This window comes from Sporofaciens sp. SGI.106 (assembly GCF_050314255.1).
GTDB lineage: Bacteria > Bacillota > Clostridia > Lachnospirales > Lachnospiraceae > Claveliimonas.
The window spans coordinates 70,949-94,808 of sequence record NZ_JBNPMZ010000003.1; the positions used below are offsets into that span (position 1 = coordinate 70,949).

Genomic DNA, 23,860 nt, shown 5'->3' on the forward strand with positions numbered 1-23,860 from the left:
CCTCTATTAGTGATTCCGGATAAACTTCATCCACGCCTTGATTTCTTTTTCTTTTCCGTTGTCACTCGCCTCATAGAACCGCGTATCTTTTATTTCTTCAGGAAGATACTGCTGCTCTACAAAATGATTTGGATAGTCATGAGCATATTTATATCCGATTCCATGTCCCAGATTTTTTGATCCGCCGTAATGAGCGTCCTGAAGGTGAGCGGGAACCGTTGTCTTATAGTTTTTTACATTTTCCATGGCCGCTGAAATGGCATTTACTGCCGAGTTGCTCTTGGGTGCCGTTGCTACGTAGAGCACTGCCTGCGACAGTATAATCTGGGCTTCGGGCATTCCTACCCGCTCAACGGCCTGAGCTGCCGACACAGCTACTGTAAGCGCCATGGGATCTGCATTTCCCACATCCTCTGAGGCACAGATCATAATCCTGCGGGCGATGAACTTGATATCCTCCCCGGCATACAGCATTTTTGCCAGATAGTACACCGCAGCATCCGGATCGGATCCCCGCATGCTTTTGATAAATGCGGAAATGGTATCATAATGGTTGTCACCTGTTTTGTCGTAACGGACTACCCGCTTCTGGATACATTCGCTGGCCACATCCAGCGTCAGGTGTATCTTTCCATCTGCACTCCTCTCCGTAGTGAGAATGCCAAGTTCCACTGCGTTCAATGCATTTCTGGCATCTCCACCGGCAATGTCGGCCAGAAATTCCAGCGCATCCTCATCGATTACCGCCCGGTAGCTTCCCATCCCTTTCTCTGTATCATAAACCGCGCGCTTCAAAAGCACTTTAATATCCTCTTTATCCAGAGGATGCAGCTCAAAAATGCTGGAACGGGAAATGAGAGCCCCATTCACCTCAAAATATGGATTTTCCGTGGTTGCTCCAATCAGGATAATCGTTCCGTCTTCCACAAACGGCAGAAGATAATCCTGCTGCCCCTTATTGAAACGGTGAATCTCATCTACAAAGAGGATCGTCTTCTTTCCATACATTCCCTGCAGTTCTTTTGCCTTTTTCACCACTTCTTCCATATCCTTCTTGCCCGCCACCGTCGCATTGATCTGTGTAAATTCCGCGCTGGTGGTATTGGCAATCACCTTCGCCAAAGTGGTCTTTCCTGTTCCCGGAGGACCGTAGAAAATGATCGAGCTTATTTTATCTGCTTTTATGGCACGATATAAAAGCTTGTCCTTTCCTATAATATGCTGCTGCCCCACCACTTCATCCAGCGTGGTCGGACGGAGTCTGGAAGCCAAAGGCGACTCCTTCTCCATATTCTGTTCCCGCATATAATCAAATAAATCCATTTCCTCACCTGTCCTGTTTCTTTTCAAAATCACATCTGTCCAAAACTATTTCAGAAGATCCCGCACTGTTTCTCCTGCAATAAGAAGACCTGCCACCGGAGGCACGAAAGAAATACTTCCCGGGACCGATCTGCGGCTTCCCTTGTCTTCTCCTGTATCTCTCCCGGAAATATCCACAGGTTTTTCCTTAGAATATAATACTTTCAAATGATAAATCCCTCTTGCCTTCAGCTCCCTGCGCATAACCTTGCACAAAGGGCAGACCGAGGTTTTGCTGATATCCGTAATTTCAAATAATTCTCCGTGAAGCTTATTGCCGGTTCCCATGCTGCTGATCATGGGAATCCCCCGCTTTTTCGCCTCCTCCACCACAACCAGTTTGGCTGTGACGGTATCGATTGCATCAATAATATAATCTATTTTCTCTTCAAATAACTGTTCCACATTATCCGGCAGCACGAACATCTCATAGGTTTTCACCTGAATTTCCGGACAAATGTCCGCAATCCGCTTCTCCATTACCTTTGTTTTATACTGGCCTACCGTACTGTGATAGGCGATAGACTGGCGGTTAATATTGGTAAGTGATACCGTGTCGTTATCCACCAGTATCAGCCTTCCAACGCCGCAGCGGGCCAGCGCCTCGATACAGTGTGAGCCGACACCACCCACTCCCAGCACCATCACTGTGGCACTTTTTAATTTTTCAATTCCTTCTTCCTCCAATAAAAGCTCTGTTCTTGAAAATTCATTTATCATCATACAAACTTCTTTCTTACAAATTATGTAACAGTTCAATTTAAAATCAGCTCATCCACGGTTACAAATTCATATCCTTTTTCCTGCAGAATATCAATAACCCGAAGAGCGGCATCCACCGAGCTGTCATAGCAGTCATGCAATAAAATAATATCATTTTCCCCGGTTTCCGTCACTACTTTATTCACAATTTCATCCGCATTCTTTGTTGTCCAGTCCAGAGGATCCACGCTCCACATGACCGGAAGCACATCCATCTCCATCTCCAATTCTCTCTGCCAGGATCCAAAAGGAGGACGCATAAACTCCGGACATGTTCCGGTAATCTTTTCTATCACCTGGTTTGCCTCTTCTATTTCCCTGTATGCTGTCTCATTACTCACCCTGGATATTTCCACATGATGATAAGTATGGTTGCCGATCAGATGTCCTTCCTCGTCAATGCGCTTCACAATTTCCGGATACCTTTCTGCATTTTCTCCGATCAGGAAAAAAGTAGCCTTCACTCCCCGTTCTTTGAGTCCGTCCAAAAGTCTGGGGGTACAGGCAGCACTGGGTCCATCGTCGAAAGTCAGCGCAATCTGAGGCTTTTCCATTGTCACCGAGGCACTCACATAAGAAACCGCCTCCCTGGTCTGAGCCGGAGTAAGCTGTTTTTCCTTTTTTACTATATCCTGCCTGAAAAATCCACCGTCCCCGATTCCTCCCTGTATTTTCGCAGACAAAACGACCAGTATTCCCAAAGCAAATATTCGTATCCATTTTGTTCTATTTTTACAGGTTCTTTCCAAATGCCACATTTTTTCATACCCTATACGCTCAATCAACTATGATACCTACGGATTGTTCCGTGCTTTGCACTCCCACAATCCTGGTATCCTATTATATGAAAATAACAAATCTCATATGTTGCACGTTGCATTATAAATTGGGGAATGTTATAATGAAAAACGTTGTGTGAAAACGAAAAATAAAATGTAAAACTACGAAAGACAAATGAAATCAATGGAGGAATTCTGATGACCGAAACGACAATGCAGGAAAATAAGATGGGGGTAATGCCTGTCCCCAAACTTTTAATCACCATGTCACTTCCCATGATGATTTCCATGCTGGTACAGGCTCTTTATAATATCGTAGACAGTATGTTCGTTGCCAAACTAAGCGAAGAAGCCCTGACAGCGGTATCTCTGGCTTTCCCTGTTCAGAACCTGATGATTGCTGTAGCTGCCGGCACCGGAGTAGGTATCAATGCGTTATTGTCCCGCAATTTGGGTGAAAAGAACTTTGAGGGAGCGAATAATGCTGCGAAAAACGGTATTTTTCTAGGATTAATGAGCTGTCTGCTATTTGCCCTAATCGGCGGATTGAGCGCTCATACATTTTTCCGGGCGCAGACCGATAACCCGGTAATCTTAACCTATGGAACGCAGTATATGACCATCATCTGCGTGATATCCGTCGGAATTTTTATGCAGGTTACTTTTGAGCGGCTGATGCAGTCTACCGGAAAGACCATTTACAATATGATCAGCCAGGGAACCGGAGCCATTGTGAACATTATCCTGGATCCGATTCTTATCTTTGGATTATTCGGTCTTCCCAGGCTGGAAGTCGCCGGTGCAGCTATCGCTACCATTATCGGTCAGCTGGTTGCTGTCAGCATTTCCTTTTATTTTAATCTGACAAGAAATAAAGAGATCAACATTAACATGATGCATTTTCGTCCTCACGCCAGGACGATCGCAGCCATTTATGCAGTGGGCGTTCCATCCATCATCATGCAGGCAATCGGTTCCGTCATGACCTTTGGTATGAACAAAATACTCCTGATGTTCTCTTCCACTGCGGCAGCCGTATTCGGTGTATATTTCAAGCTGCAGAGCTTCATTTTCATGCCGGTATTCGGACTGAATAATGGTATGATTCCGATCATCGCCTATAACTACGGTGCGAGAAACAAAAAAAGGATCACACAAACGATCTGGCTGAGTGTAGTGATTGCCGTAAGCCTGATGCTGGTAGGGCTGGTCATCTTCCAGACCATGCCGGAATTCCTGCTTCGCACTCTATTCGATGCCTCAGATCACATGGTAGAGATCGGAGTCCCGGCACTGCGCATCATTTCCTTAAGCTTTTTATTTGCCGGATTCTGTATCGTGGCAGGTTCCGTATTCCAGGCTTTGGGAAATGGAGTTTACAGTCTGATCGTATCTGCGGCAAGACAATTATTTGTTATCCTTCCGGTAGCATACATCTTTGCCCGGGTATTCGGACTTCACATGGTATGGTGGTCCATTGCCATCGCAGAGATTGTCTCCCTGACATTCTCCTCACTTCTGCTTCGCAGGATATATGTAAAGAAAATAAAACCATTGCCATAAACTCAAAGTTATCATAAAAACCAGGCGACTACTGCTATCCGATGGCAGTAGCCTCCTGGTTTTCTTTTATACCGGTATTGATTCCAGTACCTGTGACAACTCGGCAAAGTTAATCTCAAGTCTTCCATCATAGATACGAACCGGCACTTTATCATGAAAGGAATAAATGAGTGGAATCGGATCTTCTTCAAAGAAGTAAGTTACTACTTTCCTCTTCTGCAGATCAACTATCCAGTATTCTCTCACACCTGCTTCCATGTATTTTATCATTTTCTTTGTATAATCCATCTTTCTTGTTGATGTTGAAGTAATCTCTATCACCAGGTCAGGTGCTCCATAAAGTCCCTGCTTTAGCAACCGTTCTTTTCTGCATGTCACAACAAGATCCGGCTGAACTATCGTCCTGTCATCACAGTCCAGCTGTACGTCAAAGGGCGCCGGGATCACCAAACAACCTCCCTGATTTTCCCTGATGAACAATTCAAACAAAAACGCCAGTTTCATCACAAGAATCTGATGACCGGTCTGTGGCGCTTCCATGAAAATAAGTTCCCCGTCTATCAGTTCAGCCCTCACATCCTCCGGCAATCCCCGATAATCTCCTATGGTATACGTGTTTTTCTTTTCGTAAGCCATACTTGTTTCACGGGTTTTATTCAATTCTTCGGTTTCATTGTCCAGCAAAACTCTCTCCAGTGCCATTTTCGTATCGTATTGTGGTGATTTTATCTCTCCGCTCAATATTTTTTTAATCGTTTCCACCGGCACCCCGGAAAGCTCCGCAAGTTCTTCTGTAGTAATCCCCTTTTCTTCTTTTTTTTGTTTCAGAATATCAACTATCATATAGCTTCACTCCTCACTAATGACACCACGCAGATCACACCTGATTCCAGTATTGCTCAACATATTTCCACGCGTCTTCACTGGATTTGATTGCTTCTATACGCCTCTGCATGTCTTTAATCCGGTTGTTCTTACAATGACTGCTTACTTCTTTCATTATACGAAAAATCGCAACAATTTACAACTTTTCTTATCTGAAATGTAAAAAATTGGATACACATGAGAGATACTCTCGATACTCTGACCGACTACACAGTCGATTAGAAAATAAGATATCTGAGTATTATTAACCTGAATGGTCTTATCAAATTCTCAAATGAATTGAAACGATTATATCAAAAATTTTATTTTATGTCAATTATTATTCATTCCCCTGCCTCTTCATTTCTGAAGAAGCAGAGGAATCTTAGTCCTTCTTGATATTTAATACTGAATATCTATATTATTAATCAAAATCGTATCATAATTAAGAAGAAAATTAACACTTTCCTCTCCATCCGCTGAACCATACTGAATATATCCCTGTGACTCACCGCAAATCTCTGCAATCATCTTATTGCTGTCCCATCCAAGACTTTCACATTCCTGAATTGCTTTATCAATCTGCCTGTCACGGATATATTCTACAATCACCTTCCGTTCAATGTCTTCCGGTGCCTCTTCTACTTTTTGACCTCTTTCCCATATAACCAGACAATCCTTTTCTGTCTTTCCACGGTAAATGATTTCCCGGCAATATTGCGTAATCTCTTTATCAGTTTCCACCACAGTACCCTTTCTCTGAGTTGCAAATACAGCTGCCAGTCGATACATTTCAGGTACATTTCCACTCTCCCACGGAGTCACTTGCCGAAAACTGATCTCAAGCCGGACATCTTCTGTAGACTTCTCATACGCATAATCCGGTATAATCCAGTCACTGGCAGATTGAATCCCTATCTTCTTATCCGATCTCAGCTCACAATAAATATCACCATTTTTCAGCTGATAGATCTGTGTCACCTCTACCCGGTCACTCGGGATTCTGTAAATCATGTCCACGATTCCCCAATACCCTCCGGACAGATGCTGACAGATTGAATCGGCCGCAAGAACCGCTACGAGGAGCAAAGTAAGTATAACACTCAAAATGATCTTATTTTTGCGGGTAATTCTCTTTTTCAACTTTTTCATTATTGCAACAGCTGCATCCTCCTGTTCTGCCTCAGTTTGTTCTGTCACTTCACAGCTTATCGATAATTCTTTTCCGGTGTTTTCATAAATCTTCATGCACTCCTCACACCCCCGGATATGCTCCTCAATCATCTGCATACTCTCTTCCTGCAGCATCCCATCTTCATAAAGCACAAGAAGATCCTGCACGATAGCACACTCTCTATTTTTCATCTATGGCACCTCCTTTATCAGTTCCTGAATCTTTAATTTTGCTCTGTGATAAGTCACTCTCGCCCATCCTTCCCCGTGTCCGAATATCTCACCGATTTCCCGGTAGGAAAGATCTCCCAGCGTTCTCAGCGTAAATACTTCTTTATACGGCTCGTCCAAAATGTGAAGAATCTTATAGATGGACAGAGTTTCTTCTTTTCGGATGTACATGGCCTCCGGCACATTTCTTTCTGCATGTCCTGCTTCTCCTGCATCCATGATACGCTCCTCCTGAATTTCCCCATTCGAGAGATGCTTCTGCTTCTTTATCCAGGACAGATATGTATTTTTTGCAATCTGACAGAGCCAGGTCTTCAAATGGCAGTTTCCCTTAAATCTGTGTATATTTTGCAGAGCCCTGTAAAATGTCTCCTGCGTAAGCTCTTCTGCAGTCTGGGGATTCCCACTTAAAGACAGGAGAAAATAATATACATCACGATAATACAGCTTATATACATCTTCGAATTGCAAGCATCTCACCTCCCTCTTTTCTCTTTCGTACACCTATTAGACTCCTCTGCTCACACTTCGTTACAAAGATTTTCATATTTTAATTAACTCTTCAATCTCTTTTCCCTCTTTCCATTGCTTATAGCATATGTCCGAACACTTTTTATACTGTTCAAATGTCCTCTTTGCCGCCTGCACATCCCCATACACCTTCCAGTATCCGGCGAATTTATAGTTTTTTGCATGATTCTCAATGAATCCCCTCACATCCTCCGGCGGATATCCCAGAAAAAGCCCAATCTCATGCGGAAATTCCCCGGATTGACACAGACGCATTTGAAGCCTCTCAATGCATTTTCTCATATTATCCACAGAATAACCACATCTCCTCAGAATCCCGGCTACCTTTTCTGAGCTTAAGTCAGCCTTAAGCTTCTCCGGACGGAAAATATAGATTAAAATCCTGTTCTCAGACATAGTGAAAGGCATCACGCAGATTCCACGTGATGCCAGTCTTTGAGCCATATTATTCACTGTTTCTAAAAAAGATTCTCTGTCTGCACAGGTACAGTTCATCAGATTTCCTGTTTTTATTCCCGCGAGCGTCGGAGCACAATACCTTACCATCATTTCATCCAGCATAACCATACCTCCTGTGAGATATTGGTGTCCAAATGATGTACAGATTATACCCTGCTGTCAGTGTGAAAAAAGAGTACAATTTTCTTTACTTCCAGTATTGCTTAACATATTTCCACGCATCTTCACTGGATATCTGACATTTATTTATCACCTTTGTTACTGTATCCTCTTTAGACATCCCAAATTCTCTATAAGTTTCTACCAGAGTCATGATTGTACCCTCAACTCTACCCTGCTCTATTCCTTCTGTTCTGCCCTGCTCTATTCCTTCTGTTCTGCCCTGCTCTATTCCTTCTTCCCTTGCTTTCCGCTGAACCAATATCTTTTCTTCCCACGCCTGCATATATCTTACACCTACCTCTTCACTGGATTTGATTGCTTCTATTCGCCTCTGCATGTCCTTAATCCGGTTACTCTGACAACGATTGCTTACTTCTTCCGAGGTATGTTCTATGTAATGCAGCAATTCAACAAGTTCCTCACTGACTTCTCCAGCATTCGTACCGCGTGTATTTAAGAAAATCCTTGTCGCATCGTCTTCCAGTGATATTTCCGGTCTTTCTTTACATTTCATCTCAAAAGTATACTTATAAAGTCCTTTGCCGAATAAATCAAACGGCGTAATCATAATAACAAAGACTTTATTCAACCTGTTGAAATCAATCTCACCTGGTTCCAGCAGCTTAACATCGATCATCGCCTGATACAGACGGCTTCTCTTCGGAAGGTTCTTCGTATCCTCTTTTTGAACCTCAGTATCATACACGACGTCGTCTGTATCCCATGCCCACACATCCAGTTTTACAAATCGTTTGAGTGGTGACGTGCGTTGCTCCTTCTCCGTATGCGGAAGATACTTTAATGCAATTTCTTTCCCCAAAACAATTTCAAGCACAGATTTTACAATTACCGGATCTTCCATAGCCTCAGCAAAAAGAAATCTGTCCAGAAGATTCAAATCCCTTAAATTTTTTCTTTTTTCCATCCTGTGTCTCCTTTCATTATACGAAAAATCGCAACAATTTACAACTTTTCTTATCTGAAATGTAAAAAATTGGATACATATGAGAGATGCTCTCGATACTCTGACCGACTGTACAGTCGATTAGAAAATAAGATTTATGAGTATTATTAACCAGAATGGTCTTATCAAATCCTCAGATGAATTAAAGAAATTATATCAAAAATTTTGTTATATGTCAACTTTTATGCTGTCCAAATATCCTCTTTGCTTTCTGCACATCCACATACACCTTCCAGTATCCGGAGTGTTCATAGGCATAGTGAAAGGCATCACGCAGATTCCGCGTGATGCCAGTCTTTGAGCCATATATTTCATTTACACCATTAATTATTTACTTCATTTCTATAATCCATGAACGCGTCATAGGTGTCTTCTTCCAGCTCCAGAGATTCCATGACCTGTTTTGCAATATCACTGTCTATCGCGATACAGAACATGGTAATAGACAGATAGTGATCTCCACCGTCCACATCCATAAGGAACTGAGCGCTTGGCAGATCAGACCAGGTGAATGTCAAAGCTCTCCAGGTATAATCTCCATAGGTCACTTCTCCCACATCTTCATACCCTGTATCTCTTCCTAATTGAGATTCCACCGCTTCGTCCACCGTTCCTTTTTTCATATAGAAACCGATTCGCTGATCATCAGAGCCATCAAAGTTTTCCTGAAATTTTTCATCCTGCAGTGTAAATCCATCCGGCACATCAAAGGAATAATATCCGTCATAGAGTTTTCCCTTTTCCTCTGCTTCTTTCTCTTCAACCTCTTCTTCCTCAGTCTCTTCTTCCTCCGTGTACTCGCCAAACACGATGCTTTCCATCATGGTTGTCACATCCTCCGAATCAATATCCAGCACATCTCCGCCGACCACACAAACCACATGAGGAATACCATTTACAAGGGTAATATAGTGATAGGAAGCTTCTGCGTTAGTTGTAACATCCATACGCATATAATCATAGGACCCCACTGTCACTTCTGTCGGATTGGAAAATACATTCGGACGTTCTTCGATATCTGTATTAATATCCTCTTTCAAAGCATCCATCGTATATTCTTCTCCCGATACATAGCCAAAGGTTTCAGCAAAGATATTTCCAACATCGTTAGGACCGGCAATCTCTATATAATCACTGTTCGTGCTCTTGCTGCCTTCCGGTGCGATGGTAAGTACCTCCTGACTTTCAGATACCGTTACTGTATACCCTTCTAACGGAGTCACCTCAATCACCCCGTGAGCGGATTTTACAGAAACAGGAGCCTTTGCTTCCTCATTTTCAAGCATTTTCTCCTGATTATTCTTACTGTCTTTTATTCATCCAACCAGAGCTGTGCGCTATAGCCACCGAAATTCTCACCCGGTGAGAACCAGCACTCGAAGGATGTGTTATAGAACCGGTAATTTCCGTCGGAATAATAATACCTGTATTCACAGCTGTTAAGATCCTTATCCAGATTCTGGTTCCACTCATCCAGCGTATAATAAGTTGACTCCATGAAAAGGTAATCCCCATCAATAAATTTTGCTCCATTATTGACATATTCAGACATCTCTGTCTCCCATGTGCGAAGATTCACTCTGCCCAAATGATACTGTTCAAAATCCTCTGTTGTATCAAAATACAGATATTCTCCGCAGATCACAGGATTATAAGAACGTACCTCTGTGATCTTCTTCTCGATCTTCTCTCCCACATGGTAAACGTGAAGCGTCTCTCCATCCGCATCATCCTGAAATACGATCCATCCGTCTCCCACCTGATACGGGTAGTACACTTCCCTGTCATCAATGATCGGTGTGATATTCTTACCATCCAGATCCATAGAACAGTAATGATGGTTTTCATCCGTAAAATATAGTTTCCCGTCGTAGACCTGCTGATACTCTACAGCCTTATCATACAGAAACTCCGTCTTGTTGTTCTTTACATTAATTTTGACAATACCCAGATTTTTCTCTCCGTTTACCGTAGCATATACATATCCTTCCTCATACTGGAAGTTAGCCGGATTACAAATCTCGCCGTCAAGAAGAGCCTGCACATCATCCAGGACTACATCTGAACCGTCTTTGCTGATCTTGGCACAGGCAAGCTTTCCATGGGCTTCATAGCCATATGCCATGTCATCTGCAACAATGGCGTAGCCGCCACTGGAAAAGGCACTCATTTTTCTCACATCTTCCTCGGTAAATTCCGGAGCAAAGTTGTAAATGCTGACCTTGGGCTCACCCGCATACTCAAACTGGTACGCCTCGTCACCCTCTCCTGCTGCTGATTTTAGAGTCAGGATGAGGATCTCGCCGTCAAAGGCTGCCGCCGCGCCGCTGTAGGATTCTGTCACCTCCGGATTCTCAAGGGTAAGCGTATAGCTGTCATTCTCTTCTGTCCACAACATCGCCAGTTCCGCTGTTCTTTCTTCCCCTTCTTCGTCCTCCTCTATCACAGAAAAAGCACAGTTCCCTGTCTCCCATCCTGTGAAAGAGATCGTAGCAAGCATGTCGTATCCCAGCAGTTCCTTACAGTCCTCACTGGTCAGCGTTCCCAGATCATCCGTTGTCATAGACGTACACTTCCACTGACCTACGATGTCGCCCGCCTCATGTGCCGGTTTCTCCGGCTCAGCCTCCTCTTCTGATTCCTTTTCTTCCTTTGCCGTATCTTCCTTCGGTGCTTCTTTCTTGTCAGAACCGCAGGCACACAGGCCAAGCACCATCGACAATACCAATAATACTGTCAACAGTTTTCTTTTCATAAACAACTTCCTCCCTTCTGTCAGAATTTTCCTCCACTTCCTCCATGCGTCGTTCCGGAAGAGCTGGTATGAGTACTGCTTCCTCCGCTGTCCTCTTTTACAATTTTTCTTTGTGTCACGGTCTTATTCACCAAGCGATCCCAGTTAGCAGTCAAGATCATGCTTCCCGGCACAGCATAATCACGCGCATTCGTCTTTCTTACGACTGATTTCAGGCTTGCCTTCTTCTTCGTGCCGAGAATAAATGCAATCACAATTCCGATCAGCACAGAGATGGGAATCATAACCGGAGAAATGGTACCTTTGGGGAGATTTCCCTTATCATAAGGTTCTCCGGACTTTGCCTGTGTAATAAATTCATCACAGAGCGTAGCATATTTTGTAAATGCCTCGCTGTAAAACCCGTCACTGAGCAACGGGGTAAATTTGTCAGCCATGTAGTCCATGCCTGCATCGGTGAATGCGGTAATTCCATAGCCACAGGTACTCATATGCCAGTCACGTTCCTCCATGCTGATAAGCAACAGGATACCGTCCCTGTTTTCTCCGAATCCATAACCGTTATAATCATAGAAATCATCGGCGTATTCCATGGCTGTTCTGCCTTGTAAACTGTCCGTCGTCACCACCACGACATCACACTGCTGCCGCTCACTGATCTCGTCAAGCATTGCCAGAAGCTCTTCTTCTTCGGAATCGGTCAGAAGGTCTCCGTTATCCACCAGACGCGACTGAAGTCGTTCAGTAGGAATGCCGCCTGCCTCCGGCTCTTCAGCCTCTGCCTGAGCCTCAGCCTGAGCAGCCTCCAATGCAGCTTTATCCATGACGATTCCTGTTTTTACTTCCAGTATCTCCTGTGCCTTATCCAGATAAGCGTCTACAGCCTCATCATAATATCCGTAATAATCATATTCCGCCCACAGTGCGTCCTCATCTTCAACCGTAATAAGATCTACCGCACTTCCGGACTTATACAAGTACCACTCCTGATCCTCCGTACTCTCGATCAGCATGATTCCGTCCGCTTCTCCGAAGCATCCCTGATAGATCTGCTCAGAATAAGCCACTGTTCCCTGTCCTCCGGTTGACTCTGTCAGCAGGATGCTCACAGTGAACCCATAAGTATCTGAAATCACAGATGCCTTCGCATTCAATTCCGGTATAAAACCGGTCACACATCCCCGCTGATCGATTATATAGAGCATACTGTCAACGGCTGATACCGGAAGCACCATAAGGAGCGCCAGGAGAACTGTTAAAAATATTGATACGATCCGTTTCTTCATCTATATGTCCCTCCTAAAACAGCAGCAGCCTTATCCACAGCAGAGCATAGATAAGTGCTCCGATGATTACGCCTCTTGCCGTAACATATTTCCAGAATGCTCCGTTATCCGCCGGAAGGTCTCCTACCATCTTACCGGTCTGTCCATTCATGGCAAAGATATATTTCTCACCCTTCCATGTAGTATTCAGGATCCATACCGGATACAGCGCATACAGGTACCGCGCATTGTAGATGTTCACATTACTCTCTACCGGTGTCACAGAATGATATCCCGTCACTGTATCTTCAAATGACTGCTGCGCACTTTTTTTGATCCGCTCCTTTGCCCGCACCAGTCGTTCTTCCATGTCCACATCGTAGCGGTCAGCCACGTATCCTGCCAGATAGGCTGGCTGGAACGGTACTGCTTCCGAAAAGTCATACGGCTCAATAGATTCCATCAGATCATCATCCATCTTTCTGGAACCATCTGCGGGGATATGCTCAAAACGGATGCCTCCGGATCTCTTCACCTGATAATGTTCATGCTCCGTGTATTCAATATCTCCGCTTTCCCATACCTGCACACGCTCCGCACTATATGTAATATCTGCCTTTGTATCTGCATCAAACAACCAGAACGGCACATACACACCCTTGATCTCATCAATATGGTTCTCCTGCTTAAACACCTTCGGCAGGAACTTCTTTCCATGCAGGTGCTTATGATAAGCCTCCTTTGCAGCCTTCTTATCCAGCTTGAAGGGGATGATATAGTCCGGCTTCAGATCTCCTGAGAACTGTCCCTTCATAACCACACGGTTCCCGCAGAACGGACAGCTTGTAGCTCCGGTATTCTCATCTGCCACGATCTCGCCGCCACAGGATTCGCAGGCATATACCCTCATGCCGTTTGTCTCGCCTTCACTCCACTGTCCATCACTGGCTGCCTGCCAGTTCACATCATCCGAAGCACTTCCGCCCGGTGCATTTTCTGCACCGTCCTGTTTTCCCTGCTGCGTCTGCTGGAATTCTTCAATGCTCATCTCTGTATCACAGTACGGACATTTCATCTTCTGGCTCTTACTGTCAAATTCCATGGCACCACCACAGGCCGGACATTTATATTCCATTATGTCAGACATAGCTTTCTCCTTTCCTGCATGCTAGCAGATATCATTTATATCAAAAGGATCTCCGCACTGTGGGCAGAATTTCGGAATATTATTAGGATCTTCCGGAACCCACCCGCACTTGTCACATCGAACCATTCTTCTTTGTTGCTGCATGCCCTGCTGCATTCCCTGGTTCATCCCATTCATCTGCTGACCGTACATTCCGTTATTCATCATGCCGCCCTGCATTCCCTGATTCATTCCATTCATCTGCTGACCGTACATTCCGCCATTCATCATGCCGCCCTGCATTCCCTGATTCATCCCATTCATCTGCTGGCCATACATTCCGTTATTCATCATACTGCCCTGCATTCCCTGATTCATTCCGCCCATGGGCTGAGCACAGCCGGTAAGAGCTGCCACGATCTGATTTCCTGTATTTTCCATCATCATCATCTTGTTACGGTCACTATCCTCAATAGAAAATGTATTGAGCTGGAAGTCCATGTCGTCAAACCACGGAGAGTTTACTCCGATCTTGATCCAGTAATCATAGGAATATTTGTATCTCGGCGGATTGTAGCTTCTCATATTACCGTCATTGTCCTCATACTGCTCTTCATCACAATCCTGCTTAATCTCCAGTCTGCAGCTGGTTATCTGGGAAAGTGAAACAATATCCGGATTGGTATCAACACTCATTCTGGTAGCAATTGCGAACTGTCCCTTTGTATCGTCAACAAAAACATGATAGCGTTCTCCTGCCAGATCCCTGGTAATCTGGAAATTTTTTACCTTTGCTTTGTTGGCTTCACGGTAAGCCAACTGCTCTTTAATAGATGCGACGGTGCTGTGGCGGCGCTCTTCAAACCACGGGGAAAGCTTCTTTGCACATTCTTTACAGAGGTTACCGTCATCCAGCTTCCGGTTACCAAGCATTCCTATCTTTTCTCCACAAATATCACAGTATTTCTTATCAAATAATCCCATATTCTTTTCCTCCTTTTGCTTATACTATGTCGTTCTCATTAAAAGGATCTCCGCACTCCGGACAGAATCTCGGTGGATTCTTCGGATCTGCAGGCTCCCATCCGCACTTGTCACAGCGGTATAATGGCGCTCCTGCCGGTTTCTTTGCTCCGCATTCCGTGCAGAACTTTCCTTTATTGACTGCTCCACAGGAACAGGTCCAGCCTTCCTCAGTCGGTTTCGGAGAACCACACTCCGGACAGAATTTACCGGTAACCGTTGCACCGCAGGAGCATTTCCATGCATCTGCCTTCACTGGTTCCGGCTTTTTAGCCCCACACTCCGGACAGAATTTGCCGGTTGCTGTTGCCCCACAGGAACACTTCCACCCTGCCGGAACCGCTGCTGCAGGTGCAGCCTGTTGCTTCATCTGCTGTGCCTGCTGCATCTGTTGCTGCTGACCCATGGCAAACAGATTCTGTGCATTTATGCCGCCTGCCTGCTGAGCCATTCCCATTCCCATAAATCCCATCATAGCTCCGTTTGGATTATTTGCCGCTGATTTCATTGCCTCAGACTGTGCTCCAACCAGTGTTGCTGCTGCCATAGTAGGATCTCGCATGATGGCTGCCCTCTGTGCCTGCTTGATCATCTCTGCATCCTCTTCCGGAAGTGTGATCGGATTCATCGCAATAGACACAACAGAAAGTCCTCTAAGTTCTACCCATTTTTTTGTCAGTGCCTCGTTCATTGCCTCTGAAAGCTCTTCCGCATGTCCCGGAAGTGCACTCGGGCGGATCTGAAGCTCAGAAATTTTTGCAAATGCCGGCTGGAGAGCACTGATAAATTCCGTCTTTAACTGACTCTCAATCTCTTCCCGATTATATTCCTGCTCCACATTTCCGCACACGTTCGTATAGAACAGAAGCGGGTTGGTAATTTTGTAGGAATAAACGCCGGAACACCTTACAGATACATCAATATCCAGACCGATATTGCGGTCTACTACCCGGAACGGAATCGGATTCGGTGTGCCGAATTTATTATCGATCAGTTCCTTTGTATTAAAGTAATACACCCGCTGATCTTTCCCGGTATCTCCTCCATACGTAAAACGCTTACCTATGGTCCTAAAAGTTGCTTTAATACTGTCTCCCAGGTCTCCTGCAAAGATACTTGGTTCTGTAGATGTGTTATATGTATATTCACCGGGTTCAGCACACACTTCAACAATCTTTCCCTGTTCTACGATCATCATGCACTGTCCGTCTGCCACAGCAATGCCGGAACCGTTGGAGATAATATTGTCATTCCCTTTCGTATTGGACGAACGTCCTGTGATCCGTTTCTGCCCTTTTTTCACCATTACATCTTTGTCCAGCGCTTCGCAGTAGAAAAATTCTTTCCACTGATCTGCCATTGCACCGCCAAATGCTCCCATTCCTGCTTTGATAAGTCCCATAACTTATCCTCCTTTCGATTTCACTTTGTTCGTTTTATCCGTATTTCCCGTACTCTTATTCCGTGAATCTGCATCCTTACTTATAATGAATCCAGCGCCGCCGCAAGATACTCGGCTGTCACAGAAGCATAGAAAAATGCGTCAATCTTTCCTGCCTGCTTCGCCCGCATTACATCACGTGCCAGCTCCGGATATGCTATCTCATCACAGAGCAGCACCATCTTACACGCAGACAGCTCTCTGCGCATTTTATCAATCAATGCTAACCGTCCCTCCAGTCTGGTCTCCAATGACGAGGGTGTCACATCCATTAATAATATGTCTGGTCCGGCAGCCTGGCATTCAATCAGGATCATCTCCTGCTGCCGTGGCGGAACATATAGCGGATGAAAATCGCCGGTCTGTTTCAGCATCAAATAAACACTTTCCGCAAAAACACGATTAGAGATACTGATTGCAATTTTCTTCACTTTCTTTTCCCCTTTCCATAAAACTTCTTACTTTAGACACACTTTATTCCTCATATTATTTTCAGTCTATTCTATATACCATTATATGAGATTCTGAAAATTGTACATGACACGAAAGTACTATAAAGGAACAAAGAGTTCCGCCCATGGAGGGTTTTTGCTTTATGGAAACGCAGTTTCCTATAGAGCAAAAAAGATTGCGCACCAGGCGCAATCTCAGACACTGCAATCTCTAATCAATATTTACTACAATTCCGCTGACCCTTGCCTCAATAGCAAGTTCCGTCCTGCTTCCACATCCGGTTTTTTCCATCATATGACGAATGTGATTCTTCACAGTATTTTCTGTGATTCCAAGCTTCTGTGCAATGATGGCATTGGACACCCCTGTCGTCATTACACGAAGCACTTCCAGCTCCCGCTCGGTAAACTCCCCGCTGTTGCTAAGACCTAATTTTACCATTGGCACATGATCCGGATAAACCGATTCTCCAGCCATTGTCCGGTCCATCACTTCGAGAATGGTCTCACTGGATGCCTCCTTAAACCAGAAGCTTTCGATGCCTATTTTCCGCGCCCTGTTAAGCCAGGATGCTTCCGGCATAGACGTAACAGCAATGATTTTTATATTCGGACGGTTCTTCTTGATTCTTGCAGCAGCTTCCAATCCATTGGATCCATCATTCATTAAAATATCCATAAGCACAAGGTCAATCGAGTTCTTCAGTACAAAGGTATCAGCAAAGGCCGCCGATTCTATTGCATATACCAACTCATAGTTTTCTGATGACTTTACATACATCTCAAAAAGCTGTCGTGAGATATATTGATCATCTACAATCATTACTCTTGTTCTGCCCATTCCTCTTCATCCCCTTTCGGAAGTAACACCCGCAGTACAAAACGGGGCATACTCTCTATCTTCATGTCTCCACCTGCCGATTCTACCATATGACGAAGATTTTTTAAACCTCCGGTCTCTCTGATCTCGCCAGCCGGAGAGTGCCCGTTGTTGGAAAGCTCTGCCATAATATTCCTGTCACTTTGTCTGACTGCAATAATCAATCGGTTACCGTCTGCATGCTTAACTGTATTTGTCAGGCATTCATGGATTGCAGCCATCAGAACGGCTCTGTTCTTCTTATCTTCCGGAAATTCCCCGTCTCGAACAAGAGCCACATCCACAGATTCTGCCGCCTCCAAAAGCATCTCCCAGTCATTATTCTGCGCTGGCAGCGCAGCCTCATTCTTCATCACAGAAATAGTATGTCTCCATAAAATCAGCAGTTTATCGCGGTCCCTCATCTTTCCTGACTGAGCAAGGTAAGAACGAAATGCAAGCAATGACCGCCCCACATCGTCATGCACCCGCATCTTTGCAGCCAAAATCTCCTTCTCTCTTGTGATATGTTCTACCTCCCGGCTGTACCTGCGCAGTCTCTCATTTACGCAACTAAGCGCCTCATTTCGTTCCTCCAGCTCTCTCCTAAGCCCATACTGCTTTGTCACATCGTAAGCCACCAGCTCCTGTAATCTCTGATGTCCTACCTTCAGTATGTTCCTGTGAAAATCCCAGACCTTTTCGTCTCCGGTCCGGGCAATTACAGTTGGCTCTGTACGAATGATCTCACTGTCTTCTCCGACTGTTTTTCTTTTCAGTCTGTCAAAAAACAACTCACCATTCAAAATCTCCGTGTCAACCAATTCTCCACTAAGTTTTTGCATCTGTTCATTAACCAGAAGTGGCTGTCCATCTTCAGCAAAAAAACAGATTCCGTCCGGCAGTGCATCAAGACTCTCTTTAATAGCATCAGGTGTCAGCATATTTTTACGTTTCTGCTTAATCTGGATAATAAATTTCACTTCAGCAATACTTATCACCGTCATAAGGAAGACAATCCCTAACCACGGGAGATTTCCCACCACAATAGCAAAAAATGAAAACGAAAACCCACATTCCAAACTTATGCCTGTATCCGCAAGTCCCTGCAATAAAAACAAGGCTGACAGCGCCAACATACCGGAAATCCCCCGGTATTTCCATTGAAGCTGCATTACATAGGAATTTACAAAAATCAGCAAAGCCGCTGTTAAAACCAGCACCCCACATATTCCAAGCGGCAATATCTGCATACTGGAAAGCTCACGGCATATCGTCATAACCATTCACCTCCCAATGGCAAAGCAAGAGAAATATACTCTGTCTGCTGATCCTTTTCTATCTCCAGCGTTCCATGTAATTTTTCAATCTTATCCTGAATACTGCGATTTGACAGCACCTTCCTCGGATTGTTCAGTTCCATTCTTAAAGCAAGTACGTCTTCCGATATATTCAGATTAACAAGTACCGCATCTGTACCGGGAATCCCCGCTTCCAGTACCGCCTCAACCAGTTCATATGCTGTCAGGATACTCTCTCCCGGAAGGGTTCCTTTCACACGATAGGACCCATAAGTCTTAATTCCGTACAGTCGCACATATTCCAGTGATTCTGCAATCGCCAGATGAAGCTCTTCGCCATGAATCTCCCGCCCCTGATGACAAAGAAGCAAAAGATTCGAATGGCGTTTAATGTATGCATTCAGAATACAGGCAAATTTCATTGTCTGCTCAAACTGCTCTTCTTCAGACGAAAGACCATCCAGCAAACTGCTCAGTCTGTCAATCTGAAGACGGACACTCTCTGTAATACTGTCATATAATTTGTTCTGCTGCTCAATACGAAACCGGCTCTCCGCCAGTTTATTTTCCGCATCCAGCATAGCATTTTCTTCAGCCAGTACATCTCCCAGTTCTTCAAGCTCCCGATTCAGATGATTAATCTCTGAAATATCTCTGGTCCAGTACCCATAACCTCCCTGTACTGCATGGCTTCTCAGACTGACATTGCCATCCTTAAGCAATACTTCATGTTCCTGCGCTTCCAGGATCTGTTCCGGGGATGGTGACACATTCTGTTCCGAGCGATAGCGGATCACTCCATCTTTATCCATAATCCCTGCACCTATTGACGACGCATTCCAGAAGTCACCGTATCCGTCATTCGAAGGAAGAAGATGTGTCGCGATAAGTCCCTCCATAAATGCGGCAAATATCACGCAGACCATTTCCGGTACCCTGAACATAAATTGCAGAATATTATCCGGATCAACAAAAAACATCACAAGATAACAGATTCCAACACCTAACGGCACCAGTGATATCCAGACCTTTCTGCGCCTTCCCGGTACGGCACACCGAATCAGTACAATCGCCAATATGGCAGTGAAAAGCACAAAAATCCACAGCAGAGCTGCAAAATAAAATGGACCATGTATATATGGTGTATCACTCGAGTTTATCATACCCTCCGGGAACCGAAATGCCAGCTGGTGCATATCGTTGGTCAGAATTCCGGCTGTAATAATAATCGCAGGTATGTAAAGCAGTTTCCACAACCGACTGATGGGACGGTCATACGGACGCCCAATATAAAGTACTGAAAAAAACATCAGAAGCACACAAAATGTCTGAGGAATGTAGTACAGATACCAGGCATATCGCTCTGTAAAATGTCCCCTCAAAAGGAACATATACTTTACAGTCCGAAGCCCCATCCAAAAAACCATCAGATATGCAGCCGCAATTAGATTCCTTCGCACTTCCGGCTGAAGAACACGCCTTCTGATCTGCGAGATCCAGATAAACGCTGCTGTCGAATAAAATGCATAAATAATAATATTATGAGTAATCTCTGTTCCGTACAGCAAAAGACGTGCCACGCCGGAAAACAACACCAGCATAATACAGACTGTATTCAGAATTTTCGTTTCTTTACTTCCAGCATAATTTAACATATTCCCCGTCAGAATTTTCCGCCTCCGCCTCCGTGTGTTCTTCCTGATGAACTGGTGTGAGTGCTGCTTCCTCCACTGTTTTCATTTCTCTCAATCTTCCTGGTTGTGACGGTCTTATTCACCAGATGATCCCAGTTTTTTGTAAGAACCATACTTCCCGAAACCATATAGTCCTGCGCCTGTGTATTTTTAACCACTGATTTCAAAGCTGATTTTTTTATCATACCAATAATAAGCGCAATCACAAATCCAATCAACAGATCCACGAATATCCAGAAAGCCGGAACCGTTCCTTTGGGAAGATTTCCCACATCATATGGCTCCCCGGTCCTTGCCTGTGTAATAAAATTGTCGCAAAGCTCTGCATATTTTTCAAATGCGTCACTGTAATCTCCGTCACTGAGCATTGGTAAGAATTCATCTGCCACATACTCTATACCTGCATCAGTCAGTGCTGTAATTCCGAAACCACAGGTAGAAATATACCAATCTCTTTCCTCCATACTGACCAGAAGCAGGATACCGTCTTTTTCCTCGCCGAACCCATAACCATTATAATCATAGAAATCATCGGCATATTCCATGGCACTCTTACCATCCAACCCGTCGACCGTCACTACTGCAACATCACATTCCTGCCGTTCACTGATCTCATCGAGCTGCTCCAAAATATCTGCCTCTTCCTCATCTGTCAGGAGATCCGCTTCATCTACAAGACGCGGCAAAAGCCGCTCGGGTGGCATTTCTTCCACTGCTGCTGATACCGGAAGTACTGTGGAGAAAATCAAAATAACTGTAAATAATATCGTAAATAACCGTTTCTTCATTTTCCTGTCCGCCCTTCCATTCTATATCAGCATGATTACCCACGTGAGAGCATACAGGATTGCCCCTGTAATTACTCCCCATGTTGCAACAAATCGCCAGAAAGCTCCTTTGTCTGCAGGAAGATCACCTACCATCTTTCCGGTCTGTCCATTCATGGCAAAAGTATATTTTTCACCATTCCATGTAGTATTCAGAATCCATACAGGATATAGCGCATAACTATATTTTGCATTACAGATATTTACATGACTCTGTGCCGTCATCACGGAATGATATCCTGTTACTGTATTTGCAAATGAATCCTCTGCACTGCGTTTCATTCTTTCTTCGGCACGCTTCATCCGTTCATCTTTATCCACATCATAGCGGTCGGCCACATATCCGGCCAGATATGCCGTCTGAAACGGAACAGCCTCCGAGAAATCATAAGGCTCTATGGATTCCATCAGCGTATCGTCCATTTTTACTGACCCATCCGCCGGAATGTGCTGAAAGCTGATTCCACCGGCTCTTTGTGCCTGATAAAAGGAATGTTCCGTATATTCCACATCACCGGTTCTCCATACCCGCGTCTTCTGGGCATTATATGTAATATCTGCTTCCACATCCGCGTCAAACAGCCAGAACGGAACATAGACTCCTTTGATTTCATCAATATGGTTTTCCTCTTTGAAAATAGCAGGCAGAAACTTCTTTCCAGATAAATGCCTGTGATAGGCTTCTTTCGCATCCTTCTTATCCAGTTTAAATGGAATAATATAGTCTGGCTTTAAGTCTCCGGCAAACTGACCTTTCATTACTACACGGTTACCACAGAAAGGACAGGTAGTTGCACCGGTACTGTCATCTGCAATAATTTCCCCACCGCAGGATTCGCAGACATAGATGTGCATTCCATCCGTCTCACCCTCCTGCCAGTTTCCGTCACCTTTTGCCTGCCAGTCTGCCTGCTGTTGCTGCATCTGCTGATACTCTTCAATACTCATCTGTGTATCACAATACGGGCATTTCATCTGCTGGCTCTTACTGTCAAATTCCATGGCTCCGCCACAGGCAGGACATTTATATTCTATTATATCTGACATAGATTTCTCCTCTCCTAACGGATGTCATTTTCATTAAAGGGATCACCACATTCCGGACAGAATTTCGGAGGATTCTTCGGATCTGCAGGCTCCCAGCCACATTTATCACAGCGATATAACGGAGCTGCTGCAGGTTTCTTCGCCCCACACTCTGTACAGAATTTGCCTTTATTTACCGTTCCACATGTACAGGTCCAGCCTCCCTGTTGCTGCTGTCCCATGGCAAACAAATTCTGTGCATTTATGCCACCTGCCTGCTGAGCCATGCCCATTCCCATGAATCCCATCATGGCACCATTGGGATTATTTGCCGCTGCTTTCATAGCATCAGCCTGTGCTCCTGTAAGTGTTGCAGCTGCCATAGTAGGATCACGCATGATTGCAGCTTTCTGTGCCTGCTTGATCATCTCAGCATCTTCTTCCGGAAGCGAAATGGTATTCATAGCTATGGATATAACAGAAAGCCCGCGAAGCTCTGCCCATTTTTTTGTAAGAGCCTGATTCATTGCCTCTGACAGCTCCTCTGCATGACCCGGAAGTGCATTCGGCCGAATCTGCAGTTCGGAAATTTTTGCAAATGCCGGTTGAAGAGCACTGATAAATTCTGTTTTTAACTGGCTTTCAATCTCTTCGCGATCATATTCCTGTTCCACATTTCCACACACATTTGTATAAAACAGAAGCGGATTAGTGATTTTATAAGAATAAACACCGGAACATCTGACAGATACATCAATATCCAATCCAATATTGCGGTCAACCACCCGGAACGGGATCGGATTCGGTGTGCCGAATTTATTATCCATCAATTCTTTCGTGTTAAAATAATAAACGCGCTGATCTTTTCCCGTATCTCCACCATACGTGAAACGTTTTCCAATGGTCCGGAAGGTTGCTTTAATGCTGTCTCCGAGATTTCCCGCAAAAATACTGGGCTCTGTAGATGTATTGTAGGTATATTCTCCCGGTTCTGCACATACCTCTACAATCTTTCCCTGCTCTACAATCATCATACACTGGCCATCTGCCACCGCAATTCCCGATCCGCTGGAAATAATATTGTCATTCCCTTTCGTATTGGAAGAACGACCGGTAATACGCTTTTGTCCCTTTTTCACCATCACTTCTTTGTCCATTGCCTCGCAGTAGAAAAACTCCTTCCACTGATCTGCCATTGAACCGCCAAGAGCTCCCATTCCTGCTTTAATAAGTCCCATATC

22 protein-coding genes are annotated in these 23,860 nt (G+C 44.5%); 1 reads left to right on the forward strand and 21 read right to left on the reverse strand.

Features of this window, described 5'->3' with window-relative positions; translation table 11 throughout:
• Positions 1 to 6: 6 nt before the first annotated feature.
• From ACQRCC_RS03430 to ACQRCC_RS03440, 3 genes are read right to left on the reverse strand one after another with little or no spacing between them, the layout of a single operon-like run.
• On the reverse strand, positions 7 to 1,323 hold the full coding sequence (locus ACQRCC_RS03430) for a replication-associated recombination protein A (RefSeq protein WP_427849403.1): 1,317 nt from the start codon (positions 1,321 to 1,323) through the stop codon (positions 7 to 9).
• A 45-nt stretch (positions 1,324 to 1,368) separates the two neighbouring features.
• Positions 1,369 to 2,082, reverse strand: a complete 714-nt coding sequence (locus ACQRCC_RS03435) for a tRNA threonylcarbamoyladenosine dehydratase (RefSeq protein WP_427849557.1) — start codon at positions 2,080 to 2,082, stop codon at positions 1,369 to 1,371.
• 35 nt (positions 2,083 to 2,117) lie between these two features.
• Entirely contained in the window at positions 2,118 to 2,882 is a 765-nt protein-coding gene (locus tag ACQRCC_RS03440) for a polysaccharide deacetylase family protein (protein ID WP_427849404.1), read from the reverse strand.
• Between the two features lie 219 nt (positions 2,883 to 3,101).
• On the opposite strand from ACQRCC_RS03440, the gene ACQRCC_RS03445 reads away from it, so the two are divergent.
• The gene (locus tag ACQRCC_RS03445) at positions 3,102 to 4,466 is read left to right on the forward strand and encodes an MATE family efflux transporter (protein ID WP_427849405.1); all 1,365 of its coding nucleotides are present in this window, start codon (positions 3,102 to 3,104) and stop codon (positions 4,464 to 4,466) included.
• A gap of 66 nt (positions 4,467 to 4,532) precedes the next feature.
• Here ACQRCC_RS03445 and ACQRCC_RS03450 read toward each other — a convergent pair whose 3' ends face one another.
• The 18 genes from ACQRCC_RS03450 to ACQRCC_RS03535 all read right to left on the reverse strand — a co-directional run bounded on the left by ACQRCC_RS03450 (position 4,533) and on the right by ACQRCC_RS03535 (position 23,857).
• Positions 4,533 to 5,309, reverse strand: coding sequence for a Uma2 family endonuclease (locus ACQRCC_RS03450; protein WP_427849406.1), 777 nt, complete (start codon positions 5,307 to 5,309; stop codon positions 4,533 to 4,535).
• A 423-nt stretch (positions 5,310 to 5,732) separates the two neighbouring features.
• Positions 5,733 to 6,695: a zf-HC2 domain-containing protein gene (locus ACQRCC_RS03455; protein WP_427849407.1), complete on the reverse strand. Its 963-nt coding sequence runs from the start codon at positions 6,693 to 6,695 to the stop codon at positions 5,733 to 5,735.
• Complete coding sequence (locus tag ACQRCC_RS03460) at positions 6,696 to 7,214, reverse strand: RNA polymerase sigma factor (protein WP_427849558.1); 519 nt, start codon at positions 7,212 to 7,214, stop codon at positions 6,696 to 6,698.
• Positions 7,215 to 7,277: 63 nt separating this feature from the next.
• Positions 7,278 to 7,826, reverse strand: a complete 549-nt coding sequence (locus ACQRCC_RS03465; RefSeq protein ID WP_427849408.1) for a DUF3793 family protein — start codon at positions 7,824 to 7,826, stop codon at positions 7,278 to 7,280.
• Between the two features lie 85 nt (positions 7,827 to 7,911).
• The gene (locus ACQRCC_RS03470) at positions 7,912 to 8,811 is read right to left on the reverse strand and encodes an Rpn family recombination-promoting nuclease/putative transposase (RefSeq protein WP_427849409.1); all 900 of its coding nucleotides are present in this window, start codon (positions 8,809 to 8,811) and stop codon (positions 7,912 to 7,914) included.
• A gap of 362 nt (positions 8,812 to 9,173) precedes the next feature.
• Entirely contained in the window at positions 9,174 to 10,136 is a 963-nt protein-coding gene (locus ACQRCC_RS03475; RefSeq protein WP_427849410.1) for a hypothetical protein, read from the reverse strand.
• Positions 10,137 to 10,162: 26 nt separating this feature from the next.
• Positions 10,163 to 11,605 (reverse strand): DUF5050 domain-containing protein, encoded by a 1,443-nt coding sequence (locus ACQRCC_RS03480; RefSeq protein WP_427849411.1) that lies wholly within the window; start codon positions 11,603 to 11,605, stop codon positions 10,163 to 10,165.
• A gap of 20 nt (positions 11,606 to 11,625) precedes the next feature.
• Positions 11,626 to 12,891: a TPM domain-containing protein gene (locus ACQRCC_RS03485; RefSeq protein ID WP_427849412.1), complete on the reverse strand. Its 1,266-nt coding sequence runs from the start codon at positions 12,889 to 12,891 to the stop codon at positions 11,626 to 11,628.
• 13 nt (positions 12,892 to 12,904) lie between these two features.
• Positions 12,905 to 14,017, reverse strand: coding sequence for a hypothetical protein (locus ACQRCC_RS03490; RefSeq protein ID WP_427849413.1), 1,113 nt, complete (start codon positions 14,015 to 14,017; stop codon positions 12,905 to 12,907).
• Positions 14,018 to 14,038: 21 nt separating this feature from the next.
• Positions 14,039 to 14,980 carry a DUF4428 domain-containing protein gene (locus tag ACQRCC_RS03495; RefSeq protein WP_427849414.1) on the reverse strand — a complete coding sequence of 314 codons (942 nt, stop codon included), beginning with the start codon at positions 14,978 to 14,980 and terminating at the stop codon, positions 14,039 to 14,041.
• A 19-nt stretch (positions 14,981 to 14,999) separates the two neighbouring features.
• Positions 15,000 to 16,421 carry an SPFH domain-containing protein gene (locus tag ACQRCC_RS03500; protein ID WP_427849415.1) on the reverse strand — a complete coding sequence of 474 codons (1,422 nt, stop codon included), beginning with the start codon at positions 16,419 to 16,421 and terminating at the stop codon, positions 15,000 to 15,002.
• Positions 16,422 to 16,501: 80 nt separating this feature from the next.
• Complete coding sequence (locus ACQRCC_RS03505; RefSeq protein ID WP_427849416.1) at positions 16,502 to 16,891, reverse strand: hypothetical protein; 390 nt, start codon at positions 16,889 to 16,891, stop codon at positions 16,502 to 16,504.
• A gap of 232 nt (positions 16,892 to 17,123) precedes the next feature.
• On the reverse strand, positions 17,124 to 17,753 hold the full coding sequence (locus ACQRCC_RS03510) for a LuxR C-terminal-related transcriptional regulator (RefSeq protein WP_427849417.1): 630 nt from the start codon (positions 17,751 to 17,753) through the stop codon (positions 17,124 to 17,126).
• On the reverse strand, positions 17,735 to 19,051 hold the full coding sequence (locus tag ACQRCC_RS03515) for a hypothetical protein (RefSeq protein WP_427849418.1): 1,317 nt from the start codon (positions 19,049 to 19,051) through the stop codon (positions 17,735 to 17,737). The genes ACQRCC_RS03510 and ACQRCC_RS03515 overlap by 19 nt, the downstream gene beginning before the upstream one ends.
• Positions 19,048 to 20,727, reverse strand: coding sequence for a histidine kinase N-terminal 7TM domain-containing protein (locus ACQRCC_RS03520; RefSeq protein ID WP_427849419.1), 1,680 nt, complete (start codon positions 20,725 to 20,727; stop codon positions 19,048 to 19,050). The genes ACQRCC_RS03515 and ACQRCC_RS03520 overlap by 4 nt, the downstream gene beginning before the upstream one ends.
• Positions 20,728 to 20,735: 8 nt before the next feature.
• Positions 20,736 to 21,554: a TPM domain-containing protein gene (locus tag ACQRCC_RS03525; protein ID WP_427849420.1), complete on the reverse strand. Its 819-nt coding sequence runs from the start codon at positions 21,552 to 21,554 to the stop codon at positions 20,736 to 20,738.
• Between the two features lie 21 nt (positions 21,555 to 21,575).
• A complete protein-coding gene (locus ACQRCC_RS03530) occupies positions 21,576 to 22,640 on the reverse strand; it encodes a hypothetical protein (RefSeq protein WP_427849421.1) in 1,065 nt (354 codons plus the stop codon).
• 14 nt (positions 22,641 to 22,654) lie between these two features.
• A complete protein-coding gene (locus ACQRCC_RS03535; RefSeq protein ID WP_427849422.1) occupies positions 22,655 to 23,857 on the reverse strand; it encodes an SPFH domain-containing protein in 1,203 nt (400 codons plus the stop codon).
• Positions 23,858 to 23,860 lie beyond the last annotated feature (3 nt).